The sequence below is a fragment of the Acinetobacter sp. WU_MDCI_Abxc222 genome (genome assembly GCF_025514755.1).
Taxonomy (GTDB): Bacteria; Pseudomonadota; Gammaproteobacteria; order Pseudomonadales; family Moraxellaceae; genus Acinetobacter; species Acinetobacter geminorum.
In genome coordinates, this window is the sequence record NZ_JAHPVG010000023.1 from 1 (window position 1) to 22,243 (window position 22,243).

Annotated in this window: 21 protein-coding genes, 1 tRNA gene and 1 pseudogene; 12 read left to right on the top strand and 11 right to left on the bottom strand. The window is 37.6% G+C overall.

Annotation, left to right across the window (positions count from 1 at the left end):
- A partial coding sequence (locus KTJ10_RS17805; protein ID WP_262442542.1) for a hypothetical protein occupies positions 1–1,460 on the bottom strand: 1,460 nt, incomplete at its 3' end.
- A 578-nt stretch (positions 1,461–2,038) separates the two neighbouring features.
- Between KTJ10_RS17805 and KTJ10_RS17810 the strand changes: the two genes are divergently transcribed.
- Positions 2,039–2,115 (top strand) — tRNA-Arg (locus KTJ10_RS17810).
- A gap of 113 nt (positions 2,116–2,228) precedes the next feature.
- On the opposite strand, the gene KTJ10_RS17815 is transcribed toward KTJ10_RS17810, so the two are convergent.
- Positions 2,229–2,921, bottom strand: coding sequence for a nitroreductase family protein (locus KTJ10_RS17815; RefSeq protein ID WP_262442543.1), 693 nt, complete (start codon positions 2,919–2,921; stop codon positions 2,229–2,231).
- A gap of 224 nt (positions 2,922–3,145) precedes the next feature.
- Here KTJ10_RS17815 and KTJ10_RS17820 point away from each other — a divergent pair, with 224 nt between their 5' ends.
- Positions 3,146–3,643, top strand: a complete 498-nt coding sequence (locus tag KTJ10_RS17820; RefSeq protein WP_262442544.1) for a YcxB family protein — start codon at positions 3,146–3,148, stop codon at positions 3,641–3,643.
- Between the two features lie 39 nt (positions 3,644–3,682).
- Positions 3,683–4,324, top strand: coding sequence for a fumarylacetoacetate hydrolase family protein (locus KTJ10_RS17825; RefSeq protein ID WP_262442545.1), 642 nt, complete (start codon positions 3,683–3,685; stop codon positions 4,322–4,324).
- A gap of 100 nt (positions 4,325–4,424) precedes the next feature.
- Here the strand turns inward: KTJ10_RS17825 and KTJ10_RS17830 are convergent, their stop codons facing one another.
- On the bottom strand, positions 4,425–5,672 hold the full coding sequence (locus KTJ10_RS17830; protein WP_086399107.1) for a YihY family inner membrane protein: 1,248 nt from the start codon (positions 5,670–5,672) through the stop codon (positions 4,425–4,427).
- Positions 5,673–6,033: 361 nt separating this feature from the next.
- Here KTJ10_RS17830 and wrbA point away from each other — a divergent pair, with 361 nt between their 5' ends.
- The gene (gene wrbA / locus KTJ10_RS17835) at positions 6,034–6,636 is read left to right on the top strand and encodes an NAD(P)H:quinone oxidoreductase (RefSeq protein WP_262442546.1); all 603 of its coding nucleotides are present in this window, start codon (positions 6,034–6,036) and stop codon (positions 6,634–6,636) included.
- A gap of 51 nt (positions 6,637–6,687) precedes the next feature.
- On the opposite strand, the gene KTJ10_RS17840 is transcribed toward wrbA, so the two are convergent.
- The 3 genes from KTJ10_RS17840 to KTJ10_RS17850 all read right to left on the bottom strand — a co-directional run bounded on the left by KTJ10_RS17840 (position 6,688) and on the right by KTJ10_RS17850 (position 8,878).
- Positions 6,688–7,263 (bottom strand): xanthine phosphoribosyltransferase, encoded by a 576-nt coding sequence (locus KTJ10_RS17840; protein ID WP_002119547.1) that lies wholly within the window; start codon positions 7,261–7,263, stop codon positions 6,688–6,690.
- A gap of 72 nt (positions 7,264–7,335) precedes the next feature.
- Positions 7,336–8,049, bottom strand: coding sequence for a DUF3108 domain-containing protein (locus KTJ10_RS17845; protein ID WP_086399109.1), 714 nt, complete (start codon positions 8,047–8,049; stop codon positions 7,336–7,338).
- 157 nt (positions 8,050–8,206) lie between these two features.
- Positions 8,207–8,878, bottom strand: coding sequence for a hypothetical protein (locus KTJ10_RS17850; protein ID WP_086265329.1), 672 nt, complete (start codon positions 8,876–8,878; stop codon positions 8,207–8,209).
- 232 nt (positions 8,879–9,110) lie between these two features.
- On the opposite strand from KTJ10_RS17850, the gene KTJ10_RS17855 reads away from it, so the two are divergent.
- Positions 9,111–9,995 carry an energy transducer TonB gene (locus KTJ10_RS17855; RefSeq protein ID WP_262442547.1) on the top strand — a complete coding sequence of 295 codons (885 nt, stop codon included), beginning with the start codon at positions 9,111–9,113 and terminating at the stop codon, positions 9,993–9,995.
- Between the two features lie 51 nt (positions 9,996–10,046).
- On the opposite strand, the gene ybeY is transcribed toward KTJ10_RS17855, so the two are convergent.
- From ybeY to miaB, 3 genes are read right to left on the bottom strand one after another with little or no spacing between them, the layout of a single operon-like run.
- Positions 10,047–10,523 carry an rRNA maturation RNase YbeY gene (ybeY, locus tag KTJ10_RS17860; RefSeq protein ID WP_086399112.1) on the bottom strand — a complete coding sequence of 159 codons (477 nt, stop codon included), beginning with the start codon at positions 10,521–10,523 and terminating at the stop codon, positions 10,047–10,049.
- Positions 10,524–10,532: 9 nt separating this feature from the next.
- Positions 10,533–11,621, bottom strand: coding sequence for a PhoH family protein (locus KTJ10_RS17865; RefSeq protein ID WP_199964081.1), 1,089 nt, complete (start codon positions 11,619–11,621; stop codon positions 10,533–10,535).
- Positions 11,622–11,658: 37 nt separating this feature from the next.
- Positions 11,659–13,110 (bottom strand): tRNA (N6-isopentenyl adenosine(37)-C2)-methylthiotransferase MiaB, encoded by a 1,452-nt coding sequence (gene miaB, locus KTJ10_RS17870; protein WP_130625963.1) that lies wholly within the window; start codon positions 13,108–13,110, stop codon positions 11,659–11,661.
- A 287-nt stretch (positions 13,111–13,397) separates the two neighbouring features.
- Here miaB and KTJ10_RS17875 point away from each other — a divergent pair, with 287 nt between their 5' ends.
- The 4 genes from KTJ10_RS17875 (at position 13,398) to KTJ10_RS17890 (ending at position 17,680) form a co-directional block, all read left to right on the top strand.
- Positions 13,398–15,341, top strand: a complete 1,944-nt coding sequence (locus KTJ10_RS17875) for a lytic transglycosylase domain-containing protein (RefSeq protein ID WP_086265332.1) — start codon at positions 13,398–13,400, stop codon at positions 15,339–15,341.
- A 57-nt stretch (positions 15,342–15,398) separates the two neighbouring features.
- The gene (locus tag KTJ10_RS17880) at positions 15,399–16,061 is read left to right on the top strand and encodes a ribonuclease I (RefSeq protein WP_262442548.1); all 663 of its coding nucleotides are present in this window, start codon (positions 15,399–15,401) and stop codon (positions 16,059–16,061) included.
- Positions 16,062–16,272: 211 nt separating this feature from the next.
- Positions 16,273–17,259 (top strand): malate dehydrogenase, encoded by a 987-nt coding sequence (locus KTJ10_RS17885; protein WP_046813482.1) that lies wholly within the window; start codon positions 16,273–16,275, stop codon positions 17,257–17,259.
- 175 nt (positions 17,260–17,434) lie between these two features.
- A complete protein-coding gene (locus tag KTJ10_RS17890; protein ID WP_044424980.1) occupies positions 17,435–17,680 on the top strand; it encodes a DUF2789 family protein in 246 nt (81 codons plus the stop codon).
- A gap of 63 nt (positions 17,681–17,743) precedes the next feature.
- Here the strand turns inward: KTJ10_RS17890 and KTJ10_RS17895 are convergent, their stop codons facing one another.
- Positions 17,744–18,271, bottom strand: a complete 528-nt coding sequence (locus KTJ10_RS17895; RefSeq protein ID WP_087089456.1) for a hypothetical protein — start codon at positions 18,269–18,271, stop codon at positions 17,744–17,746.
- A gap of 66 nt (positions 18,272–18,337) precedes the next feature.
- Complete coding sequence (locus KTJ10_RS17900; RefSeq protein WP_262442549.1) at positions 18,338–18,943, bottom strand: 2OG-Fe(II) oxygenase; 606 nt, start codon at positions 18,941–18,943, stop codon at positions 18,338–18,340.
- Between the two features lie 117 nt (positions 18,944–19,060).
- On the opposite strand from KTJ10_RS17900, the gene KTJ10_RS17905 reads away from it, so the two are divergent.
- From KTJ10_RS17905 to KTJ10_RS17915, 3 genes and pseudogenes are all read left to right on the top strand, one after another.
- Complete coding sequence (locus tag KTJ10_RS17905) at positions 19,061–19,918, top strand: 23S rRNA (adenine(2030)-N(6))-methyltransferase RlmJ (RefSeq protein WP_262442550.1); 858 nt, start codon at positions 19,061–19,063, stop codon at positions 19,916–19,918.
- A 41-nt stretch (positions 19,919–19,959) separates the two neighbouring features.
- Entirely contained in the window at positions 19,960–20,793 is an 834-nt protein-coding gene (gene pssA, locus KTJ10_RS17910; RefSeq protein WP_002119541.1) for a CDP-diacylglycerol--serine O-phosphatidyltransferase, read from the top strand.
- A gap of 17 nt (positions 20,794–20,810) precedes the next feature.
- Positions 20,811–21,897, top strand: a pseudogene (locus KTJ10_RS17915) (DUF6670 family protein).
- The last annotated feature ends 346 nt before the right edge of the window (positions 21,898–22,243 follow it).

Sequence of the window (22,243 nt, forward strand, 5' to 3'; positions counted from 1 at the left end):
CCACCAGTTACGCCACCAATAATGTCAGTAATTACTTCAAGTGGATTACCATCAACACCGCCAGTTACACCGCCAATGATGTCAGTAATTACTTCAAGTGGGTTACCGTCAACACCACCAGTTACACCGCCGATAATGTCAGTAATTACTTCAAGTGGGTTGCCGTCAACACCGCCAGTTACGCCACCGATGATGTCAGTAATTACTTCAAGTGGGTTGCCACCAACACCACCAGTTACACCACCAATAATGTCGGTTACCACGCCAAGTGGGCTATCACCACTTGTTGCGCCGCCGATAATGTTATTAATAATTCCTGTTGCAGTTGAACCATTAGTGACGAGTGTACCAAGGATGCCAGTTGCAGACTCAGTAGCACCTTGGATATCACCACCGACTAAATCAGAAACAACTTCAAGTGCACCGTTTACTGTGTCGCGAGAAGTTTCGAAAGTTAAAGTGCCAAGATCAGCTAGGTCTGAAACAGGATATTCAGTTTGTGGAAGAATACCAATAATAGTATCAGCAACAGTGTCGATACCAGTATTGATGATCTCAGTTTTTAGGCTCTCTACACCTTGTAGAATATCAATACCGCCTTGAACGACATCAATGACTGGAGCGATTGGAGATGTGCCATCACCGATACCACCAGTTACACCGCCGATAATGTCAGTAATTACTTCAAGTGGGTTACCATCAACACCACCAGTTACACCGCCAATAATGTCAGTGATTATTTCAAGTGGATTACCATCAATACCACCGGTTACACCACCAACGACATCTGTAATGCTTCCGACAACTTCAGTAACAATACCTGTCGCAGTTGTACCATTAGTGATTAATGTTTCAATGACACCAGTAGCAGACTCAGTTGCGCCTTGAATGTCTCCACCCACTAGATCAGAAATGACTTCAAGCGTGCCATTTACTGTGTCACGAGAGGTTTCGAAAGTTAGAGTACCAAGATCGGCAATTTCAGAAACAGGGTGTTCAGTTTGAGGAAGGGCACCAATGATAGTGTCAGCAACAGTGTCGATACCAGTATTGATGATTTCAGTTTTTAGGCTTTCAACACCTTGAAGAATGTCAATGCCTCCTTGAACCACCTCGACGACTGGAGAAATTGGAGAGGTTCCACCACCAATTCCACCTGTAACACCGCCGATAATATTGGTTACAGTGTCAACAGGGCTTGTAGAGCCGACAGAGCCTGTTACAGTGCCCACTACATCAGAAAGTAAGCCTGTTGTTGTATGCGTAACCGTATTAGTTACTGTTGAAATTACATTAGAGAGTAAGCCTGATGTAGAAACATTTACATTAGAAATGTTTATATCAGAAACGTTTACATTAACAGCGGAACCTGTATTTACATTTGTATTTACCGATACAACATTACCCAAGTCTTGAGTAACTTTTGATATCGAAGATACGAGATTTTTTAGTAAGAACATTTCAGTCTATTTCCTATATAATTATGTATTTTTAAGTAAGTATTATTTATTGCGCGAGTTAATTATTGAGATATATTTCTCAATAATTGCGATTTAGTATTGGTGAGATATCAAAAGCTGTCAATGTGTATTTTTAGTCACATTTTTTGATAATAAATAATATTTAAAGCAATAATAACTTCTCTAATTTAGACGTAAAAATAATAATGTTTTTTATATAATATTTTTTTCACTAATTATTTTTTGATCATATTTTCACTCGTTTGAAGCATTATCCTCGATAAATTTTACTTAAGCTTATAATGTTAAAGCTTAACCAGAAATATATTATTTCTATAATGTTGACTAAAACAGTAGCCTTTATCTTCTACGTATATGGCCAAATGCCTCAAAAAGACGGTAAAAATTATTTGAAAAAAAATATTTCAAATAGATGTTAGATGGGAAAAAACTAATAATTTTAGTCAATATCTGAGGTAAATTGAATTGATGGCTAAGAACTAGACGTTTGATGACAGAAAGATGAAAAAAGGCTTCCTAAGCTTGCAAAAATGCGTATAATGCGCAACATCAAGTACGCGCTCATAGCTCAGCTGGATAGAGCACTTGGCTACGAACTAAGGGGTCGGGAGTTCGAATCTCTCTGAGCGCACCACTTGAAGAATTAACCGCTATATAGCGGTTTTTTTGTGCCTGTTTTTTATTATTTCAATTTAAAAGCTAGTGCTCATGGCAACCAGCTCTTAAGTGTTTTAAAGTTGAAAAAAATTAGCCAAATGTTTTAAAACGGCTGTCGTCTTCAATAAAAGCTTTTTCACCTGCTTCGTCTTCAATTGACCCAAATACTAATTGGGCTCTTAATGTCCATTGTGCAGGAATATCAAAAGCAGCATTAATTTTCTCATCGATAATTGGATTGTAATGTTGTAATGAAGCTCCGATACCTTGTTCAGCCAATACGTTCCACACAGCAAATTGTGCAATTGCTGTTGAGTGTTCAGACCAGACTGGGAAATTATCAGCATACAATTCAAATTGCTCTTGTAGACCTTTAATCACATCTTGGTCTTCAAAAAATAAAACTGTACCAGCACCCGCTGCAAAACTTTGAATTTTTTGTTCAGTTCCTACTAGTGCTCCGGCAGGAACAATAGTTTTTAATACATCTAAAACAATATTCCAGAAGTTTTGATGAGATTGATTAAATAAAATGACGACACGAGATGATTGAGAGTTAAACGCTGAAGGGCTATGTTTGACCGCCTCTTGAATTAACCCTTCAAGTTCCGAAGGAGTATGTTTTAAGTTTTTCCCGATCGAATAAATAGAACGACGTTTTTTAATTAATTCTAAAAAGCTTGGCTGATTGAAAAGAGGGAGCTCTTGAGTGGTGTGGGTAACCACATCTTTTGAGATTGTTGCTTTTTGCTTTAAGCCAAATAATTTTGCAAAAAAAGACATGAGACATTCCACTAAGAAGGTGATGCTCTTATTGTAGAAATTTTAAAAACTGAAATAAGCTCAAAAAATATGAATCTACGTTCTATATATGCAACGTAGACTGATCCTCCAATTGCATAATAAGCTCCACTTTTAAACAAAATAAAAAATAGCCTATGATTCATTTTAAAGCTGAAATGAATATGCTCTAATAGTTTCGATTTATTGAGTATTGATGCAGTGCAATGACCGAGCAAAAAACAGCTTTATCTTTACGTTACTATTTGAATTTAGAAGAGTCACAAGATGGATTTTCATTAGTGACATTTGGGAAAAAGCAATTTACCCGTTTTCTTACACCTGCGATTAGTATCGCAATTATTATTTGGGGATTTTATTTAGGTCTCTCTGGTGTTGGACGATATTATGTCGGGTTAGGCGTGTTTTTTCTGGTGATGCAAGGTCTGATGCGTTACTGGCTTTTACCCATGTTATTTAAGCGTCAATTTGTCCGTTACCAGTTTGGAAAGAGTGAGCAGGGAATCGATCTATATCAAGATTATTTTGAACTATATGCTAATGGCCGTAAGCAAGTAGTGCAGTATGCGGATGTACAAACTTTTGCTAAAGGTAAGTTGACCTACATGCTTGAGCTAAAGAATAAAACTGTAATTATTGTACCAAAGCGTGCCTTTGTACAGGTTTCAGATCAAACCATATTTGAAAATACATTTAAGAAATAAATTTTTAGAATTATTAGCCTCAACAACAAAGGAAGCCTCATGAATACACGTCCTTCAAAAATCGTTTGCGTGGGCAGAAGTTACGCCGATCATGTCAAAGAATTAAATAATGCTATGCCTGAAAGGCCTATATTATTTATTAAACCGCCTAGTAGCTTGATTGGTTTAAATGACGGTATTTCTTGGAATCCGGCTTGGGGCAGTTGTCATTTTGAGTGTGAATTGGTTTTACGTATTGACCAACCTTTGAAAGGTGAAACTGACCCTGAAAAAGCTTTAAAAGTGGTTGGGGCAGTGACTTTAGGCCTTGATTTAACAATGCGTGATTTACAGAATGATCTGAAAAGTAAAGGCCACCCATGGGAGCGTGCTAAAGCTTTTGATGGTGCTTGTGTTTTGGCAGACTGGATCGATTTGAGCGAAATTACAGATTGGCAAAAGACCAAATTCACTTTCCATATTAATGATGAATTACGTCAAGATGGAAATACTGCACTATTAATGTTTACTATTGGTGATCTGTTAACTGACATTAATCAGGTATTTTCACTAGAACCGGGTGATGTGATTATGACAGGTTCACCTGCTGGTGTTGGACCATTACATGCAGGTGATCAGTTGAAAATGACATTAAAAGGGGCAACGCAAGATTTTTCATGGGAAACTTTTGTAAAAGCATAACTTATTCTAAGTTGCTAATAAAAAACCCTATTATTTTTCAATAATAGGGTTTTTTATTGGTTAGGAATGAATGTTTATATTATTGAATGGCTCTGTTGTTTTATTTCTCTTCAAAAATTGTTGAAAGTGGAATAGAAAGTTTGGCAGCTAAATAATCATTAGACTCGACAAGAGCTGGTCCAATTTTTTCCATCCACTCATCGTCATCGTGTATATTTTGAACATCTTGACGTAAAGGTAATGGGTATGGAAGTGCTGTAAAAAAACTCCAGAAATCAACTTGGGACAAATTGCGTGCTAGAACATATTCATCTTTATCGGTGCGTTTAACCAAATTTTGTTCTTCAAGTAAAAGTACATAAGCTGGCCAACGGCCAATTTCTCCACGCCCTAAAATTTCTAAAGCTTCTTTGTCACTTACGCTTTCACCGAGTTTTTGCTTTTTATAAAATAACTCAAGAACATCTAATAACATTAGAACAGGGTGCCGTTTTTGCTCTTTACCTGAATGAAATGCAGTTAAAGCAAAACTTACTTCTACTCCTAATAAAATAATATTCCAAGAAAGAAAGATCCATAGAAGGAAAATGGGTACTGCTGCAAATGCACCATAGATAAGTTCATAGCTAGTAAAATTTGACATTACAAAGCTAAAAAAGTTTTTGAGTATTTCAAAAAGTACAGCACTTAAGCAGGCAGCTATACCTGCTGAATATATAGGCACTGTTCGATTTGGAATCGTCCAGTACAAAATGAAAAAACCAACAATAGTTAATAGAAAAGAAATAAACCAGAGTATGAACGCTCCATCAAGTTGATAGCCAGCAAAGTTATTGCTAAGAACATTCATTGAGGCAACTGTAGATGAAATGACGAATGCGCTTCCTAAAATAATGGGACCTAAGGAGATGATCGTCCAGTAACGCATAAAGCCCATAATGCCACTACGGGTTTCTTTAACGCGCCAAATACGGTTAAAGACAGTTTCAATCGAGGTGAGCATTAAAACTGTAGTGACGAATAAAAACAGCACACCAATAACGGTTAAGTTGCTAGATTTTTCTGTAAAAGCATTTAGCGCTTTATCAAATGCGATCGTGCTCTTTGGTAAAAAATTACTATAAATTAAATGTTGGAGCTGTTGTCTTGCAGGTTCTAACGCTTTAATGGAAGAAATAATTACTAAAAAGACAGTTAACATCGGCACAACGGCGAATAGCGTTGTGTAAGTGAGAGACCCAGCTTGTTCGCGGCACCGATCAGCTTCAAAACGCTTAAATACATATAAAACGAACTGAAACCAGGTCTTATTATAAAAAGGAAGCTTACTTAAAAAACGTTGTAACATGCGTTGTCTATCCCGATTTTTTTAATCATCATGTTGGGCGATTGATAACTTATCAAAGTATGAGCTTAAATACTCAAATAGTAGATTAGAGCAAAACAATAACTTATAGAATGAAAGACATTCTGTAAGTTTACTATGCGCTATATAAAGAATTGTAGCCATAAACTTTTTTCAAAAAAGTAGGCTTTCTGTTGTCTGGGCAAGGGTTTACCAAAAGTAGATAAACCTTTTACCCGACGAGTTCAAGAAATTTGCTCGCGTTATCTTTTGTGCTACAGCATCAATCACCGCTAGAATTTCATAAAATTGGTTTCGCCAAAAAAATAAAAAATCCCGTATAGTGTTCTTTTTAACAAAATTTATGAAACCGATGCAACCTTACATTCTTGTACTCTATTACAGCAAATATGGTTCTACTAAAGAAATGGCTCATTTAATTGCCAATGGTGTTGAGTCTGCGGGTATGTCAGTGAAAATTCGGACAGTACCAAATATTGCTCCAGTCGTCACAATCGCTGAGCCAAGCATTCCAGAAGAAGGGGATATTTACTGTACCTTAGATGATCTAGCGAATTGTGCAGGTTTGGCGTTAGGTTCGCCTACCCGTTTTGGCAATATGGCAAGTGAAATGAAATATTTTTGGGATCAAACGACGAGTCTTTGGCTCAACGGGGCATTACATAATAAACCTGCTTGTGTTTTTACTTCTTCTGGTTCAATGCATGGTGGGCAAGAAAGTACTTTACTCACTATGTTACCGCCGTTATTTCATCATGGGATGATGATTATGGGATTACCAAATGCAATTCCAACATTATCTAACACTAAAACAGGTGGAACACCTTATGGCGCAAGCCATGTAAGTGGACCGCGTCATGACCAAAACTTAAGTCAGGATGAAAAGATTTTGTGTGAAGCTCAAGGCAAACGTTTAGGAGAGGTTGCCAAAAAGCTTTTAGATTAATTTTGAGCAAATAAAAAAGAGCGGATATCCGCTCTTTTTTAGATGTACATCTTATTCTTTTACAAAAGTAACTTTGCCATCTGTAAGAGAATGAACACGTGCTAATGATTCAACTCTATAGCCTTTTTCTAGCAATAAATCACGACCCGGTTGGAATGATTTTTCAATCACAATACCTACACCAACAACTTCTGCATTTGCTTGGTGAATTAAATCAATCAATCCTAATGCTGCTTGACCATTCGCCAAGAAGTCATCAATAACTAATGCTTTATCAGTTGAATGAAGGTGCTTATTTGAAATCGCAATAGTACTTTCAGTTTGTTTAGTAAAAGAAAATACTTTTGAACGATATAAATCATCTTTTAACGTCAATGATTGATATTTGCGAGCAAAAATTACAGGTACACCAAGTTCTAAACCTGCCATGATTGCAGGTGCAATACCTGATGCTTCAATGGTAATAATCTTGGTAATCCCTGCATCTTTAAAGCGAGCGGCAAATTCTTTACCAATCTGCTGCATTAATACAGGATCAATTTGGTGGTTTAAGAAAGCGTCGACTTTCAAGACTTGATCAGATAGAACGATACCTTCTGTTAAGATTTTCTGTTCTAGTGCGTGCACGGGAGAATCCTCTAGACGGATGCTTTTTAAAGCAAATGCGTATTTTAAAAAGCATCCAAAAAAATGCAAGCTTTAATTCGTCTTACCTGTATAACTTGTTAATAACAACCCATAAGAAGTTTTACCATCAATATGGCTTACTTTAACAGGTAAATAGTCTAATTTTGGTGCTAGCCAAAAGATTGTGCTGCGTTCAGGCTTTTTGTGTTGTAAAACGACTTTAATGGTATCGAATGTTCCATAAGAGGTTTTAATTTTCTCATTACCTTGTTTTACAAATCGACGATTTTCAACTTCTTTTGCATCTGCAAGTGGGTAAGATGCTTTAAGAGAACCATTTTTTAAGTCTTCACGAAGCTGTAACTCTGCATTTAGCTCATCAAGAACACCTGCCTGCCAAGCGAATGAACGGGCTTTATCATCTTTCTTTGTAGAAATGATTTTGCTATTGGGATTGAAGTTAATACTCATGGTGTTGTTATGAATCAAAATTTTGCTGGTGCGGCTAAAACTTTGAGACCCGATTTTGCCATTAGTGAAACTAAATTTACTTGTTTCACTTGCAGAAGCAATTCCACCTGCTTTTGCAGTGAAATTATAAGTCCAGTTATTACCTTGCTGGCTTAAGGCACGTGTAGCCGTACCCATACCCTTGTTATTATAAGTAAACTGATAATTTGCCTGAAATGGGCTCATGGCAAGAGCATGACTTGAGAAGCCTGCAAAAAGCAAAGTTGTTGAAATACCTGTTGCGATGCCAAATGATTTCAGAAATTTTGTTGCCATAAGTAAGTATCCTTGTACAGACTAAAAAGTCAGTGCTGATGCATCTGTAACTTAAACATATTATGCCTGTTGATCATGGAGAAAAAATCAGGATTTATGCTAAATGTGTAATCTATTTGTGTTTTTTGGCAGCCAATTAATTTTCATTTATAACGATTTATTCATCTTTTTGCTGGATTGGCGTTATTTCTGAATCTTCTAATTCATCTTCAAAATCGTCATCCTGATCACGAGAAAGTAAGGCTGCTAAATTCACATTTCCAAACACGACTAACTCAGCTTCACGAACTCTTGCATAATTTACATGTACTTTGCCTAAAGTCTCGATGATGCTGGCTTTTTTACCAAACCAACGATTGAGATCAAGGAATATAAGTTCGTCGCGTTCTTCTGCTACATTAAAACGTTCAAGAATCATCCCTAATGGATCTTTTTTCAAAATTTTATGGTAGTAAAAAACTGCGGCTTTTACGGCGATTTTTTGCCAAAAGTTTTTATATTTCGCCTCGATAATTTGTGTATTGCTAATTTGTTCAAAAACTAAAAGTTGTTGTTCTTTATTAAATTCCATCTGGATCAGTTTTAAATCAACCGATAATGTGGTTTCTAAACCTTTTACGTGCATGGTTGCATATAATCTTAACCAGTCATGATAAAGATCAGCATGTAGGTCATCTAAAAATTCAACATTATTGGTGACATAACGTTGCAAAGTGGCATTCAGAAAGGTTTGCGATAATGTAAAATCTCTTTCTTCCTCAATGAATGCTTCTGCTTTTTTATAGACTTTTTGAAGACGTCTGACTAATGAGGAAAATAGCGTTTGCATAAAAGAACTTCCAGAAGATAATTTACTAAAGAGCCCACACAATCTTTATTATGATAAAAAACGGGTTTTGATCTTGCAGTGTAACAAATTTAATTGATACATTTTGACAAAATGAAAATGGATAAAATCCTATATTTGAAGTGAATCACACTTTTATCCAGATTTGAATATCAGTTTATGTTTTATTCGGTATTAAACCGTGGGGAAAAGGCATTTATATGCTTTTAAGATTATGTTGAACAAAAGAAGTCTATCTATAGAGTCTTTTCATTATTGGTGGAAAGACCGAGTCTTTATTGCTGCAACAATATTAGCAATCTTACTGCATATTCTTGTATTGCTCATTAACTTTGCTATGCCTAGCCCATCAGAGCAGTCTACTAAAGAAATTGCAATTTCAATTCGACCAACCAATGAGCCAGTTGTTCAGGCAGATTTTTTGGCACAAGCAGACCAGCAGGGTTCAGGTGCATTTCGTGAGGCTCACCGGACTTCTAGTGATACTCCCAATCCGATGCTTAATGATGCTTCAACGGGGAATGCAGAGTTAGAAACTTTGCAAAAGATTCAGCAACAACGAGAGCTTAAATTTGAAGAAAAAGTTCTAATGACGGTTTTAAGTTGGCAGAAACAAGCGGATGCAAGCCAAAGAAAAAAAGAATTAGAACAATTACAAAGTCAATTTCAAGCAAAAGCTGCGTTGGTTGCGAGCCTTGAAGCACAATATTTACAACGTAGACAAGATTTTAGTCGCCAGCAAAAAATAAAAACAGTAGATGGAATTCAAGCGAAGAAAGATGCCTCGGCTGCTTATTTAGATAAGTTTCGTGAAAAAGTAGAGCTTTACGGTAATCGCTATTATCCCGAAGAAGCGAAACAGCAGCAGCTCAAAGGTGAAGTTCGTTTAATGGTGATTTTGAACGCTCAAGGCGGAATTCGTGCAATTCGTTTGCTTGAAAGCTCAGGGCATTCAATACTTGATGAGGCTGCAAAGTCTTCAGTACGTCGCGGTGCGCCATTTGGGCATTTTGATGCAAATATGAAAGATATTTCGGAGTTACGTATTGTTCGTACTTGGCGTTTTGATCCAGCGGAAGCTGAATTTGAGGTTCACTAATTAAAAAATGTGGATAACTTTTAGGATACCCACATTTTAAGAATCATCGTATTATTCCTGATAAGGATTTGAAATATTAAGTTTTGCTAAAATTTCAATTTCTAAGCCTTCCATCTCTTCAGCATCTTCATCACTAGTTTCGTGGTCATAACCGAGTAAATGTAAAACACCATGAACTAATAGATGTGCAAAATGATTTTGGGCAGTTTTTTTCTGCTCTAATGCTTCTTGTAATACCACCGGAATACAAATAACTAAATCACCTAGAGGTAAGGCATCTAGCATTGGTAAAACTTCTTCGGGAATATCACTTGGAAAAGATAAAACATTAGTCGGTTTATCTTTTTCTCGGTACTGCAAGTTGAGTTGCTGACTTTCGTCCAGATCAACGCAAGCAACCCCAATTTCACAATCTTCTTTATAACCAACGTGGCGTAAAGTTGTCTCAATAATTTTTTTGAGTTGAGCTCGTTTGAGCTCTAACTCAGGTGATTGAAAGTCTTGTTGTAAACTTAAACTGATTTTCAAAATGAATCCTTACGCATCCTGATGTTGCAAGTCTGCTGCTGTATCGTTTTCAGCAACTAATGCTTCTTGACGTGCTTTGCGTTCAGCACGTGCTTCAGCATTAAGACGCTGTTGTTCACCATCCCATCCTTCATACGCTTCAACAATTTTTTGAACAAGTTGATGACGTACAACATCACGGGAATGGAAACGGGTAATATGAATTTCTTTAATATTCTCGAGTACACGTAGTGCATGTGCTAAACCAGATTGTTGGCCTCGAGGTAAATCTACTTGGGTAATGTCACCTGTAATCACTGCACGAGAGCCAAAACCTAAACGGGTCAAGAACATTTTCATTTGTTCAGGCGTTGTGTTTTGAGCCTCATCCAAAATTACAAATGAATGGTTAAGTGTGCGACCACGCATATATGCAAGAGGTGCAACTTCAATCACTTGACGCTCGATTAACTTGGCAACTTTTTCAAAGCCGAGCATTTCGTAAAGAGCATCGTAAAGAGGGCGTAGGTATGGGTCGATTTTCTGAGTTAAATCACCCGGTAGAAAACCTAACTTTTCCCCAGCTTCTACAGCAGGACGTACAAGTAAAATCCGTTGGATTTCATTACGTTCCAGCATATCTACTGCGGCGGCAACTGCTAAATAGGTTTTACCTGTACCCGCGGGGCCAACACCAAAAGAAATATCACTTTGCAAAATACGCTGTACGTAGCGTTTTTGATTGGCACCACGTGGGTTAATACGCCCTTTTCGAGTCTGGAAGTAGACATCCATTGGTGCATCATGTTCATCCATCTCTTCTCCAACTAACTCGAAATTACGTTCAGTTTGAGAGGATTGAATTAACAGATGTAATAGATCGGCACTAATTTGCTGGGATGCTTCAGACTCTTCATAGAGTCGTTGCAATAATGCTTCGGCTCTCCCAACAGCATCAATCTCACCATCGATATGAAAAACATCTCCACGATGAGTAATTTTGACATCTAAACGCTGTTCAATTTGCTTAAGGTGCCCATTATAGGCACCCAAGATGCTCTTTAAACGTTCCATTGAAACTTCAGGAAATGTTACGGTACGTCGAATCGCTGCAGTCAAGAGAAAACCTTTCAGTAGACTTTAGAATACCTCTACATTACGCCACGTCAGGCTCAAGATTCAAGAGTTCACCGTAAACTAAATTTAAAGTTTTAATTTCAGTAATCTCGATCTCTGCAAAACGTCCAACCCAAGCAGCATCACCTACAAAAGTGACTAGACGGGTATTATCAGCTGTGCCTAGTAAAATATTAGGGTCTTGATCAGAGACTTTTTCAATAAGAACACGTTCAATATTGCCAAGCATTGCGTCAGTTTTTTCAATGCTAGATTGTTTAATCACTTTTTGAACTTGAGCTAAACGCTCTTTTTTAACGTGTTCAGGCGTAGTATCAGGTAAGTCTGATGCAGGTGTACCCGGACGTTTTGAATAAACAAAGCTATATGAGTGATCAAAATCTAAGTCTTTGATAAATTGAAGTGTTTCGGCGAAGTTTTCATCGGTTTCACCAGGGAAACCAATAATAAAGTCACTCGATAAGTGCATATCAGGGCGTATTTTTCTTAATTTGGCAATCTTGTCGATATAAACATCAATCGTATGATTTCGTTTCATTGCCTGTAAAACATCATTAGATCCACTTTGAACAGGCAAGTGTAAATGTGACACCATTTGAGGTAAATCTTCATAGCACTGAATAAGCTCGTCAGAGAACTCAAGTGGATGCGATGTTGTATAACGTAAACGCCCAATACCTGGAATTTCTGCAACGAGTCGTAACAATTCAGGGAAAGTACAGATGCCACCTTCGAAGGTTTCTCCGCGGTAACCATTTACATTTTGACCAAGAAGTGAAATTTCACGGACACCTTTTTCAGCAAGACCTGCAATTTCTGCAAGTACATCATCTAATGGGCGAGAAACCTCTTCACCGCGTGTATAGGGAACTACACAGAAAGAACAGTATTTAGAGCAGCCTTCCATAATAGAAACGAATGCTTTAAAACCTTCTACACGTGGTTCAGGTAAAAAGTCGAATTTTTCAATGTCTGGGAAAGAAATATCGACCAGTTTGATTTTATCTTTTTTAGGTTTTTCTACTTGAGCATTATGTTGATCAAGCATTTGCGGTAAACGGTGTAATGTTTGTGGACCAAAAATCATGTCTACATAGGGTGCACGTTTTTGAATGTTGTCACCTTCTTGAGAGGCAACACATCCACCGACACCAATCACAAGATCAGGATTTTTATCTTTTAGTTTGCGCCAGCGGCCTAATTCACTAAATACTTTTTCCTGCGCTTTTTCGCGAATAGAACATGTATTCATGAGCAGAATGTCTGCTTCATTAGGGTTGGTCGTTAAAACATAGCCGTGAGAATCCCCTAAAAGGTCTGCCATACGGTGACTGTCATACTCATTCATCTGACACCCTTGCGTTTCAATATAAAGTTTTTTTATTGAAACATCAGTGGTGTGCGTTGGCTGGGTAACAGTGTTTTCTGAGGCAGCTTTGGCACCATTGGGAATGAAGGTTTGAACCGTCATGCAGGCTCCTAACAGATCGATCTAAAAAAGAATAAATTGGCCCAAAGTGGGTCAAACCATTTATTATAGCAGTATTTGAGCTGAACCGATAACAGTAAACTTTCAGAACATGACAAGGTTTTTATGAAGTAAATTAGGTGGATTTTAATGATGTTGAATCATAGAGTTACATAACACAACAAAAGAAAGCACGAAGAATAATTAAACTATATGTTGAAGGTGAATAGTCAGGGTTTAGCACATATATGAGACCAAGTAGAAAGAGCTCATCAATCCATAGTCGTGTAATGAAAAATAAATATATGCATCGTAGCTGGTTAGGAGCTATGTGTTTACTTGGTTGTTCATTTACTTATGCTGCTGAAGAGCAGTTCAATGATGCATTAAATGCTGCAAATAGTGGTAATACCGCATTATTAGACCAATATCAGCTTGCAATGCAAAATGATGTATTGGGATATTATCCAGAATACTGGAAACTCAATACGAATCTTGGCTTTCAGCCTACAGCCTCTATCGTAAGCTTTGCTCAACGCTACCCACAATCAGCGATGGCTGAAAAATTAGCGGCCGACTATGTTGAAGAAAAAGTTAAACAAGCTGACTTTGCATCTGCACAACCGGTTTTATCTTATGTTACCAATCCTGACCAAGCCGAAAATTGTGCTTTAGCACAAGTGCGGGCGAAAAGCGGCGATGCGTTAGTTTTTGCTGAATATAAAGATGTATGGTTAGCAACTGAATCCCAACCAGAATCATGTATCGGTTTAGGGCGCATGATGTTATCTAGTCCTTTAATGAGCGCACAAGATAAGCAACAGCGTCTCTGGGTACAGTTACGTTCAGGTCTGTCTGGACAGGCACTTGCGACAGCACAGACTCTGGGTTTGAATTTGTCTTTGGCTCAGCTTAACCAAATTCAGGCCAACCCACTTAATTATTTGTGGAGTGCACCTAAGACAAATGATGCAGATTATGCTTATTTGATTTTTGCTTTAGGGCGTTTAGCTAATAATGACTTAAGTAATGCTTTTTCAAATGTGCAGCGTGTCGCCCAAGGTACGCCACAAAATGTACAAAAATATTTATATCGTACGGTAGCCTATATTGGTGGTACTACGGTAATGAAAAATAATTTTAATCGTGAAGTTCTACAATACTTTGATGCAAGTTATGGCTACCCATTAAGTCCGGAAGAAGCCGAAATTTATGCGCGTCAGGCGATTAGATTTGGTGCGTGGGAAAGTTTAATTCGTGCTATTGATAGTATGACGGTAACCCAAAAACAAGAAGACCGTTGGCAATATTGGCTTGCTCGCGCGTCAGAACAGCGTGGCGATAGTGCTTCTAAAGCAACCGCACAACAAATTTATAGAAAACTGGCTCAGGCTGGTGATGACTATCATAATCTTTTAGCAAAAGATCGTTTAGGTGAGCGTTATAACCATCAACCTTATGATGATCAGCCGACAGCAAGTGATTTAAGACGTTTAGATCAGAATATTCACTTTAATCGTGCTTTTACTTTAAGACGTATTAATGCAAATCCAACTTATACGAATCGAGAGTGGAATTGGGCAGTTCGCCAAGCTTATCTTCAGCATGATGACGGTTTACTTTTAGCTGCAGCAAAGCGTGCCCATGACATGGGATGGTATGACCGTGCAATCTATGCAGCAGATCGTACAACAAATAAGCATAATGATACTTACCGCTTTGTGACTCCCCATAAGACTAATGTCGTAAGTCATAGTTACAATGCAGGAATTGATCCGGCATGGGCTTATGGTTTAATGCGTCAAGAAAGTCGGTTTGTTACTTCTGCACGTTCTCACGTTGGAGCGGGTGGTCTTATGCAAATTATGCCTGATACAGCGAAGTTGATTGCACGTCAAATGGGTGAAACTTATAATCCCGCTGCATTGAGTGAAATGAATACCAATATTCGATATGGAACATTTTATTTGTCGATGATTCAGGGACAATTAAGCAATAACCCTGTTTTGGCAACAGCAGGTTATAATGCGGGGCCTAATCGGGCTAGACGTTGGCAACCGGACTATCAATCAATTTCGGCTGACCAATATACTGAGACAATTCCATTGTTAGAAACCAGAGACTATGTCAAGCATGTTATGACGAATGCAACACATTACGGCGTAATATTGGGTCAAGGAGCCCAGTCCTTATCGCAACGTATGAAAGTCATTCCAATGCGTACGTCGCCTTAACGTTAAGGTGGTTGATGATGGATCTTCTTTTAATTGGCATATTCAAGTTTTAATTAAATGAAATATAGATATTTGGAACTTCGTTCAATTTTACAACTTGCATGGTGGATAATCTGTGCAGGGGGAGGATTGATGAGTTCCGTTTTACATGCCGAAACTGTTAATTTACAGGGATATGTTATGCATGTACAAATGACACCAGCTGCATGTGCATTAGATCCCTCTAAACAAAAACAACGTAAATGTCTTGAAGGATATTCACTGACAATTACAGGTCTTATGCCTGAAACAACTAAAACTGATTGTTCCACAGAAAGTTCGGCCACTCTCTCTCCATTACAAGCTAAAGTCGTTGCTCGGGTTATGCCCGATAATAATGCTCGTGTGCAGTTATGGAAAAATGTAGGGGGGTGTGTTCCTATGAATGCGAGCCAATATTTTCGTACGGTTATTAACTTTGCTGAACGTTTAAAAATTCCGGCTAGTCTCACAAGTTCAACAAATGTTGAAATACAACAATCCGCATTAAGACAACAATTTGTTCGCCTTAATCCTAGCTTGCCCCAAAATGGTATCCGTTTTAGTTGTCAACTATCGCGTTCGGATGTGGTCTTAACAGAAGTGAAAGTTTGTTACACGGTAAAGGGGCAATATAAACAATGTGCAAATCATGTCGTATCGAATTGCCCTGGTGAAATCATGATTAAAGGTAGTTATTAAAGATTACGAACATTTCGTAAGGAAATGCTCATCATACATTGAATCTATTAGTGGAGATTAATTTGTATTTTCTATCAGACTTTTGGTGAAAACGGGTCGCTTTTACATGCATCTGCCAAATCTTTAGAGTACAATCTTTGCCGTTTATGATGATTTGGTTAGATGGAATTCCTATTTAGCCCGATTAAGGACACTCATTGGAGACAATTACATGAAGCAACCCGTTCGTGTTGCCGTGACTGGCGCTGCAGGTCAAATTGGTTACAGCTTATTATTCCGTATCGCAAGCGGTGAAATGTTAGGTAAAGATCAACCTGTTATTTTACAATTGCTTGAAGTTCCAGTTGAAAAAGCACAACAAGCGCTTAAAGGCGTAATGATGGAACTTGATGACTGTGCTTTCCCTTTATTGGCTGGCATGATCGGGACTGATGATCCGAAAGTTGCATTTAAAGATGCTGACTACGCTTTATTGGTAGGTTCTCGTCCACGTGGTCCTGGTATGGAACGTGCTGACTTGTTGAAAGTTAACGGTGAAATTTTCATCGGCCAAGGTCAAGCATTAAACGAAGTTGCTAGCCGTGACGTTAAAGTGTTAGTTGTAGGTAACCCTGCAAACACTAACGCTTACATCGCAATGAAATCTGCTCCAGATCTTCCTGCGAAAAATTTCACAGCAATGTTGCGTCTTGACCACAACCGTGCGTTAACTCAACTTGCTCAAAAAGCTGGCGTTGCAGTTTCTGATATCGAAACAATGACAGTTTGGGGTAACCACTCTCCAACAATGTATGCTGACTACCGTTTTGCAACTGCAAATGGCGAAAGCTTAAAAGACAAAATCAACGATGCTGCTTGGAATAAAGATGTGTTCCTTCCAACTGTTGGTAAACGTGGTGCTGCGATCATCGAAGCACGTGGTTTGTCTTCTGCTGCTTCTGCTGCTAACGCTGCAATTGATCATATGCGTGATTGGGCACTTGGCACAAACGGCAAATGGGTAACTATGGGTATTCCATCTGATGGTTCTTATGGTATTCCTGAAGGCGTAATGTTTGGTTTCCCTGTAACGACTGAAAACGGTGAATATAAAATCGTTCAAGGTTTAGAAATTGACGAATTCAGCCGTGAACGTATTAACGTTACGTTGAATGAACTTGAAGAAGAACGTGCTGCAATTGCTGACATGTTGAAATAATTTATCTGATATATAAATGTAAAAAAGCACTCTTTTATAGAGTGCTTTTTTATTAAATCATTAGAAGGGAAACACAAAAAGCAACAAGAAAATATAGACACTATCATGCAAGTAAAAACGTTTTATTGATAGATTAGTTAATAGATGATTTAAAAGAAGTTATAGGAGAATAACAATGTTTGAGCAGCAACCTACTTTAGAGCTTTTATTTGATCAGTTGGGTTTAGATTCTGATGAAGCAAGTATCGAAAATTTTATTAAGACACATCAAATACCAGCCGAACAGAAATTACATGAAGCTTCTTTTTGGTCAAAGGGCCAAAGTGATTTTTTAAAAAGTCATTGGGAAAAAGATGATGAGTGGATTGTGGTTATTGATGAGCTTAATGAGCAACTGCATGAAGACAGTGTAAAAAAATAATTTCATAAAAATAAAGCCTGTTTTACACGTAATGCGTAAAACAGGCTTTATTACATTAAGAGTTTAATGTGTCTTTACTTTTAATTGATCTTTATACCATGGCTCATGACGTACAAGGTCAAATACAGGTTGGCCATGAAGTAACTCAAGATCACATGTAGACGTTGATAAATATTTAGTTAACCAATGTCGTGTCAATGCTGACTCTTGTCGTGCTGCTGATGCATATGCTAAGAAGAAATAGATATCAGCATGTTCATGATGTGCTAATGGCTTCAAAATTTGTTGAGTAATCAACGCAAAACGTTTTTCTTTATTTAGTTCAAAATAAAGCATATACGCTTTGGCTAAGTGTAAAGACAAATTAAGATATAAGCTCAATGGCATTTCTTCATATTCCATCCGAGCTTGTTCAAGCAAAACAATAGCTTCTTGTAGAAAATGTAGCTGTTCTTGGCGAACACGACTTAATATTACAAGTTGCATGCGTAACTCAGCACGCTCTAAAGCAAGCTCAGGCGTATTTTCAGTCAAATAAAGTTGGTCTGTTTCACCAATTCGGTTCACAATTGTTTTACTTTCAATAGACATCGCCATCACCTTTTTTAATCAATAGCTTTTATATCGGGTTCATTTATCAAATTTAAAGAGTAACCTTTAAACCCAAATAGAATTTCCACTACGAAGCCAAGCCGTAATAGATAGCCTTTGTTGTTTTGAAATTAATACTTCATGTAATAAATCACTTTGAAATATTACCAGTCGATTGGGTTCGGGATTAACAACATGCCATTTCTCATTTTTATCTTGTAGTCGCAATTGTCCCCCCCAATCTTCTTGCCATTCTGAATGTAGATAATAGACAGTTGAGATAATACGATCATTTTTTTGTTGAGGATTGTCTCGATGTAAAGCATAAAATTCACCCAAATTATAACGAGCAAAATGAGCTTCAACCTCTTTAATCCCTAAATAGAATGCTTGATTTAGACTTTGTGAAAATAAAGTTAAGGTTTCAATATGTTGCTGAGCAATAGGGAGTTGATCATTAATCCAGAGAATATGGTCACTACGAATATTACTTACAACGCCGTTTTGAATGCCTGCTTCTCTAAACTCATCCATATGATGGCTACATTCTTGAGAAACCTGTGCGCGATATTGATCTGGATATGCTTGATTTATAATGGCAAAGCCATGCGCATTTAAATCATCTAAAATTTGATCCAAATTCCATGAATCAGGAAGTGAATGAGAGTGCATATAACCTCGAGTAGATCGTAAAAATATCAAGCAGCTCTATTTTAGATGATCACAACCTTACGAAAGAATATTTTTTTCATGTTAAACTATTTGTTGAATTGAGGAATTAAAGTCAACATGAATTACCGTCACCATTTCCATGCGGGCAACTTTGCAGATGTTATGAAGCATGTGCTTTTGCTACAGCTGCTCAACCGTTTAAATGCTAAAGATAAACCTTATCGTTATATCGATACGCATGGAGGGGCAGGCAAATATGATTTATCTCTGGCACCTGCACAAAAGTCTGGAGAGTTTCTCACAGGCATTCATCGTCTAGTTCAACTATCTGATATGGAAAAGCGTCAGGCACCTGAAGCAATCCAGCAATATTTGAAGTTAGTAGAACAATTGCGTTCTGAAGAAGGTAAGGGGAGTTATCCAGGTTCTCCTTGGTTTGCTTTGCAAGGCATGCGTGAAATTGACAAGGCGACTATATTTGAAATGCAGCGCGATGTATTTCAGGAATTACGCCATAACATTCGTGATAAACGTGCAGGTTTACATGAGCGTGATGCATATGAAGGCTTGCTCGGTGTAATTCCGCCAAAAGAAAAGCGCGGTCTGGTTATGATCGACCCTCCTTACGAATTAGAACGTAAAGACTTTCCGCAATTAGTTGAACTTTTACAACAAGCTTATAAAAAATGGCCAACGGGCGTTTTTGCAGTTTGGTATCCAATCAAAGACCGAGCGATGATTGAACGTTTTGAAAAGAAAATGTTTAAAACGGGTATTCGCCGTCAGTTAGTTTGTGAAATTTGTGTATGGCCAGATGACACCCCTGTAGGTCTAAATGGTTGTGGCTTATTAGTGATTAACCCGCCTTGGCAGTTTTCTGAACAAGCAGACCAAGCACTACAGTGGTTATTCCCGCATCTTCGTATGCAAGAAACGGGTGGTCATGCTGCTGTTCGCTGGTTGGTAGGTGAGTAACAGTTAACTTAAATCAATGCACATGTTTGGAATAGAAAATAATGACAAATGCGCCTAAACCAGAGCAAGATTTAACTCACAATGAACATTCATTTGATGGGATTACATTTGAAGTGGTTGAAGAAGAAGATAATCCGGAAGGACAAAAAGTGAAGCGCCGAGGTATTTATCTTTGGCCTAACTTAATTACAACCGCTGCTCTGTTGTCCGGTTTCTATTCCATCATTGCAAGTATGAATGGGGATTTTAATCAAGCGATCTATGCTATTTTTATTGCAGCGCTATTAGATGGCTTAGATGGTCGAGTTGCTCGAGCAATTGGCGCACAAAGCGCTTTTGGCGAACAATATGATTCTCTTTCAGACTTGTTAGCTTTTGGTGTGGCCCCAGCAATGCTGATGTATAGCTGGAGTTTGCATGATTTAGGCCGTATTGGTTTGGCTTGTTGTTTTGTTTATACAGCCTGCGCAGCCTTCCGACTAGCGCGTTTTAATGTGCAAATTGGCGTTGTTGATAAGCGTTATTTTATCGGCATTGCAAGTCCACTCGCTGCTATTATCATTATTTCACTCGTCTGGGTTGCTCGCGATTATCCTTTCATTTTTGATTTACGTGATATTGCGATTCAAACTATTAATGCTGTTCTTATGGTAATTGTGGGATTACTCATGATTTCCAATATTAAATATTATTCTTTCAAGCAGATGGATCGTAAACGCGTTCCTTTTGTAGTTATGTTGCCAGTAGTACTGATTTTTGCTGCAATCACTTATAATATTCCAATGGGCATTTTGACAGTTTCAATTATCTATGCTCTATCTGGTTTTGTTACGACTTTATTTGCACGCAAGAGTAATGAAACACTAAAAACATAAAATAGAAGAGGTTCAGTATGCCTAAGTTGATAAGTGAAATTAATCAATTACAGCAGCTGGGCCCTAATGGTAAAGAGGGGGTTGTTTATCAACCTTCTCGTGGCTTTTTTAAAATTGTTTATCAAGGCTTGATCCTTCCAAATTTACCAACCCCACTTCGTTATTTTAATTACATTAGTTTAGTGGGACAGCCACGTATTCCTCTGTGTTATAACGCTCACAGCATTACAACTTCAGCTATCGACACTGCAACAGTGCTTGTAAGTAATAGCCAACATAGTGTGGGACATTTAAAAACATATTCTATTCGACGCCAATGTCAGTTTGATTCGACGCTATATCAATTTGATAAAACTGATCTGATTCAATGGCAAATTCCCATGATTCGCCTTCAGCGATTAGATCCAGAAATGGGATGTGATCTTACGATTCAGATTTCAGAAAATATATCTAATGCCTCTGCTTTGCAGTGGGGTGTTTCTGACTATTGGTCAACACTATGCGTATGTGAAGGTGAAATTTTTTATAAAGGACAGAAATATCAAATTGAAGGGTTGGGGCGATTTAAACACGCGCGAGCTTTGCATTTGCCGTTCTTATCTTTATGTTTCTATACGTGCCAAATTATTAACTTAAATGAAACTACGCAGCTTACATTCTTACAAATAAGAAATCAGTGGAATATCATCCTATGTTCAAGATTAGATATTCAAGAATTTGGAAAGCCTGTTGAAAGTTTTACAGAAGACGTAAATTTACATATCCACAGAGTTTATCCAAAGGTTAAAACACCAAATGGTAAAGAGATGTACTTGCCTAGGGAGTTTTCTTGGCAATGTGAGAAAAATGGAAAAATAATCTTTGAACTTTATGCACAAAGTCGTGGTGATTATAAGTTTGGGTTGGCGGCTGGATATGTGGGAAGCTTTCAATATCAATTAAGCTGGAATGAACAGTGTCTGCAAGGAGAGGGTGGATACTGTGAATATATTGATTGTCGTCCACTTAGATGGCAAGAAAAGAATCAAGACGAGAAAATTTTAGATAAATTGATGCTTTTACAACCATGTTTATATAAAAAATGACTATTTTTACCACTTTTGATTAGAAAGTAACCTGTTGTTGCACTAATATTAAAAAAGGTATTGCAAAGGGAATGTAATGGTCTATAATGCACATCCATCGGCGGTGATGCAGATAGAAACTTGTTGAAAAACAGTTACTTGTGATTAAGTTGATTACTTTAAGTGATGAATTTGATGTTAAGTTGGTTTTGAGAATGAGTTTTAAAAATATCGAAATTACCTGTTGACTTTTAAGAGATTAAGAGTAATATAGCCGACCTAGCTTGCTGGTGACGAACCAGGAAGAAGATCATTAAGAGAATTGAAGAACAACTTGTGTGGATTTTTACTGATTGATTAATCGAAATAATTTTCATTGATTGATT

Coding starts and splice junctions, on each gene's coding strand:
- KTJ10_RS17815 (WP_262442543.1), bottom strand. CDS start 2,921: ATGTCTTTTTTTGCAAAATTATTTGGCTTAAAGCAAAAAGCAACAATC.
- KTJ10_RS17820 (WP_262442544.1), top strand. CDS start 3,146: ATGACCGAGCAAAAAACAGCTTTATCTTTACGTTACTATTTGAATTTA.
- KTJ10_RS17825 (WP_262442545.1), top strand. CDS start 3,683: ATGAATACACGTCCTTCAAAAATCGTTTGCGTGGGCAGAAGTTACGCC.
- KTJ10_RS17830 (WP_086399107.1), bottom strand. CDS start 5,672: ATGTTACAACGTTTTTTAAGTAAGCTTCCTTTTTATAATAAGACCTGG.
- wrbA (WP_262442546.1), top strand. CDS start 6,034: ATGAAACCGATGCAACCTTACATTCTTGTACTCTATTACAGCAAATAT.
- KTJ10_RS17845 (WP_086399109.1), bottom strand. CDS start 8,049: ATGGCAACAAAATTTCTGAAATCATTTGGCATCGCAACAGGTATTTCA.
- KTJ10_RS17850 (WP_086265329.1), bottom strand. CDS start 8,878: ATGCAAACGCTATTTTCCTCATTAGTCAGACGTCTTCAAAAAGTCTAT.
- KTJ10_RS17855 (WP_262442547.1), top strand. CDS start 9,111: ATGTTGAACAAAAGAAGTCTATCTATAGAGTCTTTTCATTATTGGTGG.
- miaB (WP_130625963.1), bottom strand. CDS start 13,110: ATGACGGTTCAAACCTTCATTCCCAATGGTGCCAAAGCTGCCTCAGAA.
- KTJ10_RS17875 (WP_086265332.1), top strand. CDS start 13,398: ATGAAAAATAAATATATGCATCGTAGCTGGTTAGGAGCTATGTGTTTA.
- KTJ10_RS17880 (WP_262442548.1), top strand. CDS start 15,399: ATGAAATATAGATATTTGGAACTTCGTTCAATTTTACAACTTGCATGG.
- KTJ10_RS17885 (WP_046813482.1), top strand. CDS start 16,273: ATGAAGCAACCCGTTCGTGTTGCCGTGACTGGCGCTGCAGGTCAAATT.
- KTJ10_RS17890 (WP_044424980.1), top strand. CDS start 17,435: ATGTTTGAGCAGCAACCTACTTTAGAGCTTTTATTTGATCAGTTGGGT.
- KTJ10_RS17895 (WP_087089456.1), bottom strand. CDS start 18,271: ATGTCTATTGAAAGTAAAACAATTGTGAACCGAATTGGTGAAACAGAC.
- KTJ10_RS17900 (WP_262442549.1), bottom strand. CDS start 18,943: ATGCACTCTCATTCACTTCCTGATTCATGGAATTTGGATCAAATTTTA.
- KTJ10_RS17905 (WP_262442550.1), top strand. CDS start 19,061: ATGAATTACCGTCACCATTTCCATGCGGGCAACTTTGCAGATGTTATG.
- pssA (WP_002119541.1), top strand. CDS start 19,960: ATGACAAATGCGCCTAAACCAGAGCAAGATTTAACTCACAATGAACAT.